We start from the raw sequence: 13,033 nt of genomic DNA on the forward strand, positions 1-13,033 counted from the left end.
CTACGATTATACCATGTCGCCCTGAAGTGTCGCGACCAGATGGCGCGCGCCGCCACGGTTTCTCGCCTCGATCAGGTAGATTCCCTGCCACGTGCCCAGAGCGAACCTTCCGTGTGTCACCGGAATCGTCAGCTGGCATCCAAACAGCATCGACTTGAGATGGGCCGGCATATCGTCGCGTCCCTCCAGCAGATGGGAGAATTTCGGGTACCCGTCGGGAATCAGGTCGTCGATGAAGGTTTCGGTGTCATACCGCACGTCCGGATCGGCGTTTTCGTTGATCGCCAGACCTGCGCTCGTGTGCTGTAGAAAAAGGTGAAGAAGCCCCTTTTCGCACCGTTGGATCTGCGGCAGCTGCGAAAGGATCTCCTCTGTCACCAGGTGGACGCCGCGGGGTTTGGCCTGAAGCCGGATCCTGGCCTGCAGAATCTCCATCACGACCCGAAGATGAACTTGAAGACCCTCTTGATGACGCAGGTCTCGTCTTCGCGCTCTTCGCGCTCCTCTTCGACCGTTTGGGTCACCGTCACCGTGTCGTCGATATAGCCGATGCGCTCCTTCGCCTTGGCGAGCGCCTCGGTATCGCTCGAAGCCATCGTCAGGACAACCGCCATGCGCCGCCCGGCGTGGCTTTCGGGCTTGCCGAAGATCCGTACGAAAGAGTCGGGCGCGAACGTCCCCTCCTCGACCCGCAGCACCGGTGCCACGCTCTCGCTTTTTGCCTTGTATGCGGCGCTCGCGCCGGGCGTGAAGAACGTGAACCCCAGGGGCAACCCCAAAACCGCCCTCAGATGGAGGGCGAACTCGCTCTGACTCTGGGTGATCAGCGTCACCATACCCGTATCGTGGGGCCTCGGGCTCACTTCGGAGAAGTAGACCTCATCCCCTTTGACGAAGAGCTCGACACCGAAGATGCCGCGGCCGCCCAGGCCGTCCGTCACTTTTTTCGCGATCGTCTGCGCCTTTTTGAGCGCCTCGGGCGTCATGAAGGCCGGCTGCCAGCTGAAGATGTAGTCGCCATCCTTCTGCTCGTGGGCGATCGGCTCGCAAAAGACCGTCTCCTTCTCCGTGCGCGCCGTCAAAAGGGTGATTTCGTAATCGAACCGCACGAACTCCTCGACAATCAGTTCGCTGGCGTCCCCCCGCGCCTCCTTGGCGATCTCCCACGAAACCTGCAGATCTTCGGGGCTTTTGGCCACGCTCTGACCGTGCCCCGACGAGCTCATCACCGGTTTGATGACACAGGGGTACCCGACCGCTTCCGCCGCCTCTTTCAGCTCCTCGAAAGTCGAGACGAAGCGGTAGGCGCTCGTCACAAGCCCCAGCTCCTCGGCCGCGAATTTGCGGATGTTCTTGCGGTTCATCGTCTTGTTGACCGCTTCGGCGTTGGGAATGACATGGAACCCCTCCCTTTCCGCCTCGAAGAGCGCCTCGATGCTGATCGCCTCGATCTCGGGGAGAATGTAGGTGGGCCTGACGCGACGGATCAGGTCGAGCACCGCCTCCTTGTTCTGCATGTCGATGACGTGCGCTTCGTGGGCCACCTGATGCGCCGGCGCGTCGGGATAGCGGTCCACCGCGATCACTTCGATGCCCAGCCGCTGCGCCTCGATCGCGACCTCCTTGCCGAGTTCGCCGCTTCCAAGCAGCATGATTTTCAGGGCGTTCGATTTCAAAGGTGTCGGAAAATGCATGCGCAATCCTTACTGCTTTTTTGGTAATATATCCTAAAACTTATAAAGGAAGTGTTATGGCATGTCAAATGGGAACACAGGATCGTCTGAGCCGGATCGTCGCGGGTGTCATTCTCATCGGATTCGCAATGATCACCGGCAATCCCATCGGCTGGCTCGGCATCATTCCACTGGTCACCGGCGTCATCGGATGGTGCCTCATCTACGGACCGCTGGGCATCAATACATGCGAAGAGAGATCCCAAGAGCACGGCGGGCATTGATTGGCAGATAGCAGGCGACGAAGAGTTCGCTTGCGTGTGGGTCAAAAAGCCCCGGGCGGGGCTTTGCCGCTTAGAGACGGGATTCGTATCTGCGCAGCATGAAAAGACGCTTGAGCAGTTTTTTGCGTGCCGCAATCTTCTGCTTCTTGCGCTTTTCGGTCATCGGCTCATAGAACCGACGGGCACGAGCTTCCGTGACGATCAGGTTGCGATCGACCTGCTTCTTGAAGCGGCGATACGCCTCGTCGAAAGACTCGTTTTCGCGTACGAGGATGCCAGGCATACTGACATCACCCCCTTTCGGTGAAATTTTTGCGAGCGAAATTATAGCATAGTTTTGTTATCATTCCGATATGACGCGCAGAACGGAGACAGCCCGTTTTCGGCGGGGGGCGACCTCCCCCGCGTCCTGCGAAACTTCGAAACCATCCGTTTTCGAGACGACGCGCTTTTTGGGAAATCGCGTCGTGTCGGGTCATTGAAATTCCGTTTCGCCAAGCGGACGAAAGGTGAGCCATGCAAAAGATTTTCGACAACTGTTACGATCTTGACAGGCGCTGCTACGAGAAGTACGGCCTGAACGAAGATATTCTGATGGAGCATGCCGCCGAAGCGATGGCGCGGCACATCCGCGACCGCGGGCAAGGCTCCGAGAGCATCCTGATCGTCGCGGGTCCGGGCAACAACGGGGCGGACGGCATCACGCTGGCGCGCCTTCTGCATGCCGATTTTGATGTCACCCTCCATCTTCCCTACGGGGCGAAATCGGCCATGGCCAAACTCCAGCTCGAACGCCTCTGCCAGCTGGGCCTCGAGCCGACCCCTTCGCTCCCCGAACGGGCCGACATCGTCGTCGACGCCCTTTTCGGAGCCGGTTTCTCCAAACCGCTGGATACCCGAGGCATCGATACCGTCGATGCCCTCAACCGGATGGAGGGGTACAAAATCGCCTGCGACATCCCCACCGGCATCGATCCGAAAGGCAATCCCAACCCCATCGCTTTCCGGGCCGACGTCACGATCACGATGGGCGCGCTGAAGATCGCCCTCTACGGCGATCACGCCAAACCCTACGTCGGCGCCATCGAGGTGGCCGATCTGGGGGTGAGCCGGACTCTCTACGAGCAGCACAGCAGCACCTTTCTTCTCGATGCCGAAGATTTCAATCCGCCCCTGCGGACCAACCCCGCCTCCCACAAGGGCAATTTCGGGCATCTGTGTGTCGTGGCGGGCAGCAAGCGGGGCGCCGCCGTACTCTGCGCAATGGCGGGGCTTCGCTTCGGCGCCGGACTCGTGACGCTTATTAGCGACAGACCGATCGAGCATCTGCCCTACTCCCTGATGCAGAGCCACGAACTGCCCGAGAGCGTCAGCGCCGTCGCCATGGGCATGGGGATGGGGTACGACTACGACCCGATCATGGTCAAAACGAAGATTCTGGAAGAGGACATCCCCCTTCTGATGGATGCCGACATCTGCCATCTGCCCTGGGTCGCGACCCTTCTTGAAAAATGCAGCAAAACCGTCATCACCCCCCACCCCAAAGAGTTTTCCGTACTCCTCAAAACGCTCGGTATCGAGGATGTGAGCGTCGCGCAGATCCAGAGGGAGCGTTTCGACTGGGCGAAGCGCTTCTCGGAGCGCTACCCCGATACGGTGCTGATTTTAAAAGGGGCCAATACGCTCATCGCCCACCGGGAGATTCTCTACGTCAATCCCCTCGGCACACCGGTACTCTCCCAGGCGGGCAGCGGCGACATCCTCAGCGGGCTCGTCGCCTCGCTGCTGGCACAGGGCTACACGCCGCTCAACGCCGCCATCAACGGGTCGCTCGCCCATACCTTCTGCGCCCGCAATTTCGAAGGGGCGAACTTCAGCGCCGTACCGGAAGATCTGATCGGGGAGATCCGTTGGCTCGCGACATAAAGATCGCCGTCCTCTTCAGCGGCGAGGGGACCAATCTCGAAAATCTGATCCGCCATTTTCACGGCAAAAGGTTCGGAGAGAAAACCATCGGGATCGTTCCGATCACGAACCGGCCGGAAGCTGGGGGGATCGAACGGGCGAAGAGGCATGGAATCGACACGATCGTCATCGACCACCGGGATTTCCCCAACAGGGAATCGTTCGACGGAAAACTGGTCGAGACACTCCGCGCCCTCGCTCCGGATCTTGTCGTGATGGCGGGGTTCATGCGCATCCTGACGCCGGTTTTCACGTCCCAAATCGAAGCGATCAACCTCCACCCCTCCCTTCTTCCGCTTTTCAAGGGCGCCGACGCGATCAGAAAAAGCTTCGAAAGCGGCATGAAAGTGGGCGGCGTGACGATTCACCGTGTCACGCAGGAGCTCGACAGCGGCAAGATTCTGGCGCAGTCGTGCGTTTCCCTTGAAAACCACGACACGCTGGAGAGTTTCACCCACAAAATCCGGCAGACCGAATACCGCCTCCTGCCCGAAACGATCCGGGAGCTGCTGGGGATCTGTGGCTGGTAGCGAGGCCTTTCGCCCAAAATCGCGCTAATCGATCCGCTTGGCGCCGCAGAAGCGGATGCCGTGGAATTTGGGTTCGCTGTGGTAGACCACTTCGAAGCGGATTTTCTCAAGGCCGTTGACCGGCCTGTCGAATGTCACCACGCCTTTGACGCCTTCAAGACCGGCTGCGTTGCAGTGGTTCGCCTCGTCGATCCCGTAGAACGAGAGGCCTTTCTCCGACACGTCGAAAACGAATCCCCGGTCGACGATGCCGTTTTCGTACTCGATCGTGATGGCGACCGGCGGCGAGACGATGGTCCTGGGCATCTTTCTTTGGTTCACGACCGTTTCGAATCCGTCGCTGAGCACCTTGAGTTCGGCACTCTCTTCGGAGATCATCGTCATCACCGACTCGACATTCTTCGTGCTTTCGACGATGCGCCGGTTGCCTTCCGTCACCGAATCGAGCCGGTCCAGAATCTTCGCATACGCTTCGTACTCCTTGGCGAACTCCTGGCCGAAATGGTCCATCGTCCTGATCGTTTCGCGCTGGGTCGACTCGATCTCCTGAAAATAGTTTCCGACCCGTTCCGAACTCTCCTGAAGATTGAGGAAGAAGGATTTCGTATGGGTGGCGTTTTGGACGACACCGTCGATGTTTCTGACCATCGACTGGATGATGCGGCGGGTATTGTTCGCATTCTCCATCGACACTTCCGCCAGCTCCCGCACCTTCTCCGCCACGACGGCGAACCCCCGGCCGTGCTCGCCGGCACGGGCCGCTTCGATCGCCGCGTTGAGCGCGATGAGATTGGTCTCGTCGGCGATCTCCGAAATGAGTTCGATCGTTTTTGAGACGCTTTCCGAGAAGCCTTTGAGCTCCTCGATCGAATGGATCGTGTCCTCCAGCGCTTCCGAAGCCTTCCGGGTCTCTTTCGCGTTCTCCCGCATCTGCTCCTGCCCCCGCTCGATCAGCCGGACCGACGCGTCCACGTGGGTCACGAGCTCTTCGAGCTGGCCGCTGAGGGCCTGGTTCATCCGGCCGATCTCCCGGAGGCTCTCGGCGACATGTTCCACCTCTTTGGTCTGATCCATCACCGACTCGTTGGAGGCTTTCAGGCGAACCAGCCCGTAGGAGGCCTCGAAAGCGACGTTTTTCGACTGGGTCACCACCTTCGCGATCACCGGACGCAGGACATCGACCATCTGCTTGAGATGGAGAAAGAGCTGGTCGATCTCGTTCCGGCTCTTCTCGTCGATCTTCGCGTCCTCCCCCAGAATGTCGTCGATGATGAACTTCCCCCTCTCCACACGCTTGAAGATCTGCAGCAGCTTCTCAAGCCGCTCGGCGATCACCCGCCGGAAGAGAAAATGGATCACCAGCAACACCACGGCGACGTTGACGAACCAGTTCAAAAAGGAGTAGAGAATGTTGCCTTCGAGCGCCGCTTTGTAGTCGCTCAGATCGATCCTCGCCGCCTCGATGGCGATGACGTCGCCGGGTGTCCATGTGGGATGGCAGAGTTTGCACCGCTTTTCCGCGATCATCGGCCTGGCGAGCATGTAGTACGATTTGCCCTTCTGCTCGACCTCCGTCGCGTACTCTTTTTTATCCCTGTGCTGCTGGAAATAGTCGATCGCCCGCTCTTCGAAGGGCAGCGCCCTGTTTTTCGGGTCCATCGGCATTTTGGAGGCCTCCTTGAAGAAGACCTTGCCCTCGCTGACTGCCGTGAATTTGTCGAATACCTCGTTCTGGATCATCTGGGGAACCTCGGGCGATTCGCCCGAGAAGAACTTTTCGTTGCGGCTTTGCAGCAAAACGTCGGCGAAATTGAGCACGCTTTTCGCTTCGTTGTAGAGGTTCTGTTTCAGCGCCTTTTTGTTCTCGTCGAACTGGTACCAGTAGATGGCCGCGGAGATCACGACCATGGCGCCGGCGATCAGAATCGAGAACATGACGGAGAGCGGTTGTTTGCGGATATATTCGGGAATATACATGAAGAGGACCTTCCGTGCTGTCTGAATGAATTTCCGATAAATACATTATAGTATCGTCCAACGGGAAAATCACTTGACAGACATCAACGATCTTCGCTTCTTTCCGTCGCGGTCGCCTCCTCGGCCAGCTCCTTGGGCATCTGCCTGCTGACTCGGGCGCCGAGTTCTCTGAGATCCTCGATCTGCCGGACGATATTGCCCCGCCCCTCTTTGAGCCTGCTGAACGCGCCGGCATAGGTTCGCTGGAGGGTCTCGAGCTGCCTGCCCACTTTCTGGAGCTCCTCCGCGAATCCGACGAATTTGTCGTAAAGGAGTCCGGCCCGCCTGGCGATCTCCATCGCGTTGCGGTTCTGCCGGTCGTGCCGCCATGTGTTCTCCACCGCCCGCAGCGCCACGAGCAGCGTCGTCGGGCTCACCAGGACGATCCGCTTGGCAAACGCTTTGTCGTAGAGCTTCGGATCGCTCTGAAGCGCCAGCGTCAGCGCCCCTTCGATCGGCATGAACATGAAGACGAAATCGAGGGTGTTGAGCCCTTCAAGCTGCGTGTAGCTTTTGTCGCCGAGTCTGTCGATATGGCTTTTGACCGCCGCAAGATGGCGCTTCGCGTAGAGCGCTTTCTCCTCTTCGGTTTCGGCGTTGACGTAGCGCTCGTAGGCCACCAGCGACGTCTTCGCGTCGATGACGATGTCGCGATCGTCGGGCAGGTGAACGATCACGTCGGGCCGGTACCGCCTGCTCTGGGCGTCGTGCAGGCTCACCTCCCGCTCGTACTCCTCCCCCTCCCTCAGGCCCGAAGCCTCCAGGACCCGCTCCAGCACCATCTCGCCCCAGATCCCCCGGGTTTTGCTTTCGCCGCGCAGCGCCCGGGTCAGATTCACCGCCTCTTCGCCGATTTTTTGGTTGATCTCCCTGAGATTCCTGATCTCCGTCAAAAGGGAGGAGAGGCTCTTCGTCTCTTCGGTATGCACCGTCTCCAGACGTCTTTTGAACTCCCCCACCTGCTCCCTGAGAGGCTTGAGCACGGCTTCTACGCCCTCTTTGGAGAGGTCGCCGAACCGTTTGCTGTTCTCCTCCATGATGCCGGAGGCGAGCACTTTGAACTCTTTTCGCATCGCCTCCCGCGCCTCTTTGAGCTCCTCCAGGCGGACGGCGGCCTGCTTGCGCTCCGCCTCCAGCCGCGTCCGCAGTTCGGCCAGCTCCTTTTCCAGGGCCACGTTGCGCTCCCGGGCTCCGTGAAGCTCCGCATCGCTGCGCTCAAGCTCCTTTTCGAGGGTTTTTAATTGCGTGACGCGCTCCTGAAGCGTCGCCACGGTGATGTTCGCCTCCTGCAGCATGCGGTCGAGCCGCTGCGTCTGCTGCCGCGATTCACGCAGCTGGACCATGTCCGACTCCTTCCGCCGCTCCGCCTCCGCGCGGAGCGCCTCCAGCCGCTTCGCGTGTTCGGCCTCTCTTCTGCTTAGAAGAATATAAGCGACAAGGGTCGCCGCCAGCACGCCCGCTGCGGCACCGGCGGCGAAATAGAGCCATATCAGGGGTATCTGCATCGTTCAACCTTTACGAATGGTGGGCGCATGGGATACAAAGGGGAAGAAACCGTCATCTCCGTCTCTCAACGGCTGGAGTAAAAGGGGAATGGAAGGGATGAGGGGGAGCTTACGACGTCTTTTTGGCCACCTCCTTGATCGCCTCCTGGACCGCCCTGCTGATTTTGCGTTTCATGTCTTCGATCTGATCGAGCTGGCGCTCTATGTTTTCCGCTTCCGCCGCCATCTGCGCCTCCAGTTTTCCGATCATCTGCTCCAGTTCCGCGATCCGTTCGTTGAGTTTCATGTTGATCGTCCGCTCGTGCTCGAGTTCCCGCCGCACGTCACCCAGCTGTTTGAGCCGCTCAAGCAGCGACGCCTTTTCCACATACTCCTGGTTCAGCGTGCTCTCAAGCTCTTTGAAGCGCCGTTTGAGGGGCCGAAGCTCCTGTTCGAGCTCCTCGTTCGCCTGAAGCAGCTCGTCGATCTCCACCTGGAACATCGCCTGCTTCCGGTCCGCCTTGCTTCGTGCGAGAATATACCCCGCCACGAACGCGATGATGGCGCCGGCGCTGATTCCCAACAACAAAAAAACAAACTCTTTTCCCATCGTCCGTGCCTTCTACCAAATTGCGCAATGGTATCACAAATTCACTATATCTTTCTTGAAATCGGCATCGGAGGAGGAACGGAAGATGCTTGGGCGATGCCATGAACAAATCGCACGACTACGACAAAATCCTGACCCGGCTGACGACGATTCTGCAGCGGCTCTACAGCGGGGAGACGCTCGGCGTCACGGAACTGGCCGAAGAGTTCAACGTCTCGCCCAAAACGATCCAGCGCGACTTCAACGAACGGCTAATCCGCTTCCCGATCGAAAAGGCGGGCCGACGCTGGAGGATGCAGCCGGGCCATCGGATCGAAAAGGTCCAGGACATTGACAACCTATTGACACTCCAGATACTCGAAACCATCGCCGAAGGGATCGGCAGCGGCTTCGCCGAACGGTCGAAGTCACTGCTCGGACGGCTCAAGAACGACACGGGACCGATCATACGGAGCTACCTTTCCATCGAGGATGTCACCTCCCACACCCTCCTTTTCAAACAGATCGAGGAGGCGATCGTGTCAACCCGCTGTCTGCGTTTTGACTACCACAAAAAACGCCGTCATGTCCACCCCTACCGCATTGTCAATTTCGACGGCTACTGGTATCTGCTGGCGCGCGAGCCGGCCAGCGGCCTGGTCAAGAAGTTCTATATCAAGGAGATCACGAACGCCGACGTCACCACAGAACCTTTCACCCCCGACGCGACGCTCCACGAGCGGATCGCCGGAGCGCTCAACGCATGGTTCGACCCCAACCGCGACCCCTTCGAACTGCACCTGCTCGCCAAGGCGCCCATCGTCAAGTACCTCAAAAGACGCCCCCTGAGCCCGACCCAGTGCATCGTCGCCGAACACGCCGGCAGGGACCTGGAACTGACGGTCAGGGCCACTTCGACGCAGGAGGCCCTGGGCCTCGTGAAGGCGTGGCTTCCCGACCTGATCGTGCTGGGACCCCCCGACGTGAGAGAGGCGTTCGAAAATCTCCTGCAAAAAACGCTCCGTCGGCAAACCGGACACGACGCCGTCTAAGACCTCCTCTATCATGGCATCATCCATCCAGACAAGGAGATGCCATGATCATAAAGAGTCTCGAAACCCTCTCGGCCAACCCCAACGTCGTGTGGGGAACCTTCGCCCTGGGATTTCTGCTTCCCTGGTGTTTTCTGCCCTTTTTGATTCTCGCCGCCATGGCCGCGTTCAGAGAGCTTGGCGGCGAATACGGGGAGGTCACCGCCTTCTGGCGGCAAAGAGTCGAAGAGACGGCCCGATCGATCGAAGCGAAGGCCGCGCCCTCCTGCCGCGCGGGCGTGGCGGCATAAAGGGAAGCGGAACGAAAGAGCCGGCACCTTTTAAAATGTTATAATCCCGGAAACTCTATCCGTTCACATCCGTTCCCAAGGAATCCCATGGAAGACCGCTTTTTCAAACGGCTTTTCGCCACGGCGCTGGCCATCATGGTGTTGATGCTCTTTTGGCAGAGCATCCCCTTCATCCAGAGTCTGCTTGTCTTGCAGAAGGCGCAGCCGCGTCCCGTCACGCCCCGCGGGAATCTGGCCGAAGACGAGAAGGCGACCATCGAACTCTTCGAGCGCACCAAAAACTCGGTCGTCTACATCGCCACGACCAAGGCGGTCATCGACCCCTGGACCCGCAACATCTACAATATCCCCCGGGGAACCGGCTCCGGATTCGTCTGGGACGAGCTGGGGCACATCGTCACGAACTACCATGTCATCGAAGGGGCCAGCGAAGCGCGCGTCAGGCTCAGCGACGGGCGCGACTACCACGCCGTGCTGGTCGGCGCCTCCGCCCGCCACGACCTGGCGGTGCTGCGCATCAATGTCCCCTTCAAACGCCCCACCCCCGTCATGATAGGCACCAGCCACGACCTGAAAGTGGGGCAGAAAACCTTCGCCATCGGCAACCCCTTCGGGCTCGACTGGACCCTCACCACCGGCATCGTCTCCGCTCTCGATCGCACCATGACCGAAAACACGGGCGCCGTGATCCACAATCTCATACAGACCGATGCCGCCATCAACCCCGGAAACTCCGGCGGGCCGCTGCTTGACAGCGCCGGGCGGCTCATCGGCGTCAACACCGCCATCTTCAGCCCCTCCGGCGCCTATGCCGGCATCGGGTTCGCCATCCCCGTCGACACCGTCAACCGCATCGTTCCCCAGCTCATCGCCTACGGCAGATATCTCGAACCCTCGCTGGGCATCCGGACCGACGAACGCATCAACCGCCTCGCCAAGGCCCGGCTCGGATTCGACGGCGTCATGGTGCTGCAGGTTATTCCTGGCACCTCCGCGGAGAAGGCGGGACTGCGGGGCATCACCCTCTACCCGGACGGCTCCTTCGACCCGGGCGACATCATCCTCTCTATCGACGGCAAGCCGGTCCATTCGGTCAAAGAGCTGAACGATATCCTCGAAAACTACAGCATCGGCGACGTCGTCACGGTTGAAATCGCCAGAGAGGGCCGCGTCGTAAAGAAAAAACTGATGCTCGAGCCGGCCAGGAGCGGATGAAAAAATGGAGAAGGAGAGAGTGAAGACAATGGGAAGAGTTCCGAAATTCCTCCTTTTTGCCGGCGCTGCGCTACTCTTTCTTTCGTTCCTTTTTTTCAATCTCGGCAGTTTTCTGGACACATCCCAGCCTCCCGTGAAAGCCGATCTCGTTGTCTCTCTCGGAGGCGACAGAAACTACGACCACATCCAAAAAGCGTACGAACTCCTCCAAAAAGGGTATTCGAAAGAGGGCTTTATCATGGTCAACGGCTTCGACTATATCGAAAAAGAAAGGGTTCGCGACATTTTTGCAACCCCGACCAGCCGATTCCTGCTGCAAAAAGGCATCCCGAAAAAAAGAATTCTCTTCATGCACCATGCAGGCAATACCATGGAAGAGCTCCGCTATGTCAAAAACTATCTCGTCTCCCGGCGGCTGCATTCGGTCATCATCGTCTCCAGTCCTCCCCACCTGCGCCGCATACGTTTTCTGGCATGGATGAACGGGTATGACAAAGCCGGCATTTGTCTGATTACCGTAGGCTCCGACGCTGCATGGTGGGACCCCCACCGCTGGTATAAAAACCCCGTTGCGCGGGCTTTCGTATTCAGCGAACTGGTCAAATTCCCGTACAATTTCGTCAAATACGCCATTCTCGAACCGTTGGGACCGCTGCAAAGCTGTCGGGACACTTGCCGCCCCCTGCTGTTACGCCTGCACAGACTTTTCGATTTTGCCCTTTTTCACATCAGACGATGTTGATACATGCGATAGACGGGATTTTTGTATAATTTGATGCGTCATGATTATGCTTTTTTTTAAATGGGGACCATTTGGAAATCCTTACAGACAAACGAATGTGTGAAAAGATCCTGGCCGGACTGGACAACTCCATTCTCGACGGTTTCGGCTACAAAAAGATACTCAATGACTGGTATCGGCCGCAAACATATCTTTTCTTCCGTTTCGGCCGAGAGATTGTTCCCCTCGTGATCAAGGATAACCTTGTGACATTTTACGGCGGTTCACAGTTTAATCATGCGAACTTTCTTCCCGAAAATCCCGAGCTCATCAATTCGACCATCCGATACCTCATGAAACATCACCGCCACTTTCGTCTCACATCCATTACCAATGACATCTTTCCCCTTCTGGAGAAAGCCCATATGCGGTTCGATGTTCCCTACCCACCTGAATGGCATTACGAAAAAGGAGAGATTTTCCATCCGGAAACTTTCATCAGCCGCCTTCAAGGATATAAAATCCGGCGTTCCTTCAAATACGCCTTCAACAAAAAAAAGGGGTACTCCTTTCAGACGCTTGCCTTTGATCAATTTCATACATTGTTTCCAAAACTTGTGCAAAAACATATTGAGTATTTCAAAGAAAGGGGGCTGGAATCCGCCTGGGAAGGCAAAGAGAATCTGCTCTTTTCCATTTTGGAATATTTCGAAAAAAACATGCATCTGCTCATTCGGTACATTTCCCATCGTGGGAATCCCGCCGCTCTCTACACGATCGTCTACAGCGAAAAAGAGATGATTCTCTACTTCGGAGGTTCGCTCAACAAGGATGACCATTACATTTCCAAAATCTGGTATTACGACATGCTGGAGCAGGCCACCACGATCGCCGACAGGCTTCAAATCCCAACCATCAATGCATTGCGAGGCAATTTCGCAAACAAAAGGCGCTTCGGTTTCACACCCCGTCCCCTCTATGCTTTGGTCAATGATCCCGAATGGGAGATCCGCAAAGATCCCAACATAAGGGAAGAGGAGTACGAAAACTTATATGGAAGAGCCTTCGGATCGGAAATGTTTGAGAAGGCATGAATTGATTCAAAAAGCAGCCAATCCTTTTTCGCGCCGCATTCAACTCTTTAAAAGCGCAAATTCACTAAAATCCACCAAATTCCGATTATGTGCAAAGAAAATTATTCCGAGGTAAACCGT

Annotated in this window: 14 protein-coding genes; 8 read left to right on the plus strand and 6 right to left on the minus strand. The window is 57.6% G+C overall.

Going from position 1 to position 13,033, the window contains the following annotated elements:
• Positions 1-6 precede the first annotated feature (6 nt).
• A complete protein-coding gene (locus tag JMG82_RS06975; protein WP_201352004.1) occupies positions 7-435 on the minus strand; it encodes a secondary thiamine-phosphate synthase enzyme YjbQ in 429 nt (142 codons plus the stop codon).
• Positions 435-1,694, minus strand: a complete 1,260-nt coding sequence (gene purT / locus JMG82_RS06980) for a formate-dependent phosphoribosylglycinamide formyltransferase (RefSeq protein ID WP_201352005.1) — start codon at positions 1,692-1,694, stop codon at positions 435-437. The genes JMG82_RS06975 and purT overlap by 1 nt, the downstream gene beginning before the upstream one ends.
• A 56-nt stretch (positions 1,695-1,750) precedes the next feature.
• Between purT and JMG82_RS06985 the strand changes: the two genes are divergently transcribed.
• Positions 1,751-1,957 carry a YgaP family membrane protein gene (locus JMG82_RS06985; RefSeq protein ID WP_201352006.1) on the plus strand — a complete coding sequence of 69 codons (207 nt, stop codon included), beginning with the start codon at positions 1,751-1,753 and terminating at the stop codon, positions 1,955-1,957.
• 70 nt (positions 1,958-2,027) lie between these two features.
• Here the strand turns inward: JMG82_RS06985 and rpsU are convergent, their stop codons facing one another.
• Complete coding sequence (gene rpsU / locus JMG82_RS06990) at positions 2,028-2,240, minus strand: 30S ribosomal protein S21 (protein WP_092913660.1); 213 nt, start codon at positions 2,238-2,240, stop codon at positions 2,028-2,030.
• Positions 2,241-2,473: 233 nt separating this feature from the next.
• On the opposite strand from rpsU, the gene JMG82_RS06995 reads away from it, so the two are divergent.
• Positions 2,474-3,883 (plus strand): NAD(P)H-hydrate dehydratase, encoded by a 1,410-nt coding sequence (locus tag JMG82_RS06995; RefSeq protein ID WP_201352007.1) that lies wholly within the window; start codon positions 2,474-2,476, stop codon positions 3,881-3,883.
• Positions 3,868-4,452 (plus strand): phosphoribosylglycinamide formyltransferase, encoded by a 585-nt coding sequence (purN, locus tag JMG82_RS07000; RefSeq protein WP_236579111.1) that lies wholly within the window; start codon positions 3,868-3,870, stop codon positions 4,450-4,452. Before JMG82_RS06995 ends, purN begins: the two co-directional genes overlap by 16 nt.
• Positions 4,453-4,476: 24 nt before the next feature.
• Here purN and JMG82_RS07005 read toward each other — a convergent pair whose 3' ends face one another.
• The 3 genes from JMG82_RS07005 to JMG82_RS07015 form a co-directional block, all read right to left on the minus strand.
• Complete coding sequence (locus JMG82_RS07005) at positions 4,477-6,429, minus strand: methyl-accepting chemotaxis protein (RefSeq protein ID WP_201352008.1); 1,953 nt, start codon at positions 6,427-6,429, stop codon at positions 4,477-4,479.
• An 83-nt stretch (positions 6,430-6,512) separates the two neighbouring features.
• Positions 6,513-7,973, minus strand: a complete 1,461-nt coding sequence (locus tag JMG82_RS07010; protein ID WP_201352009.1) for a DNA recombination protein RmuC — start codon at positions 7,971-7,973, stop codon at positions 6,513-6,515.
• Positions 7,974-8,082: 109 nt separating this feature from the next.
• The gene (locus JMG82_RS07015; RefSeq protein WP_201352010.1) at positions 8,083-8,562 is read right to left on the minus strand and encodes a hypothetical protein; all 480 of its coding nucleotides are present in this window, start codon (positions 8,560-8,562) and stop codon (positions 8,083-8,085) included.
• 101 nt (positions 8,563-8,663) lie between these two features.
• Between JMG82_RS07015 and JMG82_RS07020 the strand changes: the two genes are divergently transcribed.
• The 5 genes from JMG82_RS07020 to JMG82_RS07040 all read left to right on the plus strand — a co-directional run bounded on the left by JMG82_RS07020 (position 8,664) and on the right by JMG82_RS07040 (position 12,913).
• Entirely contained in the window at positions 8,664-9,593 is a 930-nt protein-coding gene (locus JMG82_RS07020) for a helix-turn-helix transcriptional regulator (RefSeq protein ID WP_201352011.1), read from the plus strand.
• A gap of 44 nt (positions 9,594-9,637) precedes the next feature.
• Positions 9,638-9,883 (plus strand): hypothetical protein, encoded by a 246-nt coding sequence (locus JMG82_RS07025; protein WP_201352012.1) that lies wholly within the window; start codon positions 9,638-9,640, stop codon positions 9,881-9,883.
• Positions 9,884-9,970: 87 nt separating this feature from the next.
• The gene (locus tag JMG82_RS07030; RefSeq protein WP_201352013.1) at positions 9,971-11,098 is read left to right on the plus strand and encodes a S1C family serine protease; all 1,128 of its coding nucleotides are present in this window, start codon (positions 9,971-9,973) and stop codon (positions 11,096-11,098) included.
• A gap of 28 nt (positions 11,099-11,126) precedes the next feature.
• Entirely contained in the window at positions 11,127-11,840 is a 714-nt protein-coding gene (locus tag JMG82_RS07035) for a YdcF family protein (protein WP_201352014.1), read from the plus strand.
• Between the two features lie 95 nt (positions 11,841-11,935).
• Complete coding sequence (locus JMG82_RS07040; protein ID WP_201352015.1) at positions 11,936-12,913, plus strand: hypothetical protein; 978 nt, start codon at positions 11,936-11,938, stop codon at positions 12,911-12,913.
• Positions 12,914-13,033: the final 120 nt, after the last annotated feature.

It is taken from the genome of Hydrogenimonas urashimensis, from assembly GCF_016593255.1.
In the GTDB taxonomy this organism is placed as follows: Bacteria; Campylobacterota; Campylobacteria; order Campylobacterales; family Hydrogenimonadaceae; genus Hydrogenimonas; species Hydrogenimonas urashimensis.

Excerpts from the sequence above, each read along its gene's own strand:
- JMG82_RS07035 (WP_201352014.1), top strand. The coding sequence starts at position 11,127 with ATGGGAAGAGTTCCGAAATTCCTCCTTTTTGCCGGCGCTGCGCTACTC.
- JMG82_RS07020 (WP_201352011.1), top strand. The coding sequence starts at position 8,664 with ATGAACAAATCGCACGACTACGACAAAATCCTGACCCGGCTGACGACG.
- JMG82_RS07040 (WP_201352015.1), top strand. The coding sequence starts at position 11,936 with ATGTGTGAAAAGATCCTGGCCGGACTGGACAACTCCATTCTCGACGGT.
- rpsU (WP_092913660.1), bottom strand. The coding sequence starts at position 2,240 with ATGCCTGGCATCCTCGTACGCGAAAACGAGTCTTTCGACGAGGCGTAT.
- JMG82_RS06995 (WP_201352007.1), top strand. The coding sequence starts at position 2,474 with ATGCAAAAGATTTTCGACAACTGTTACGATCTTGACAGGCGCTGCTAC.
- JMG82_RS06975 (WP_201352004.1), bottom strand. The coding sequence starts at position 435 with ATGGAGATTCTGCAGGCCAGGATCCGGCTTCAGGCCAAACCCCGCGGC.
- JMG82_RS07015 (WP_201352010.1), bottom strand. The coding sequence starts at position 8,562 with ATGGGAAAAGAGTTTGTTTTTTTGTTGTTGGGAATCAGCGCCGGCGCC.
- JMG82_RS07005 (WP_201352008.1), bottom strand. The coding sequence starts at position 6,429 with ATGTATATTCCCGAATATATCCGCAAACAACCGCTCTCCGTCATGTTC.
- JMG82_RS07030 (WP_201352013.1), top strand. The coding sequence starts at position 9,971 with ATGGAAGACCGCTTTTTCAAACGGCTTTTCGCCACGGCGCTGGCCATC.
- purT (WP_201352005.1), bottom strand. The coding sequence starts at position 1,694 with ATGCATTTTCCGACACCTTTGAAATCGAACGCCCTGAAAATCATGCTG.
- JMG82_RS07025 (WP_201352012.1), top strand. The coding sequence starts at position 9,638 with ATGATCATAAAGAGTCTCGAAACCCTCTCGGCCAACCCCAACGTCGTG.
- JMG82_RS06985 (WP_201352006.1), top strand. The coding sequence starts at position 1,751 with ATGGCATGTCAAATGGGAACACAGGATCGTCTGAGCCGGATCGTCGCG.
- JMG82_RS07010 (WP_201352009.1), bottom strand. The coding sequence starts at position 7,973 with ATGCAGATACCCCTGATATGGCTCTATTTCGCCGCCGGTGCCGCAGCG.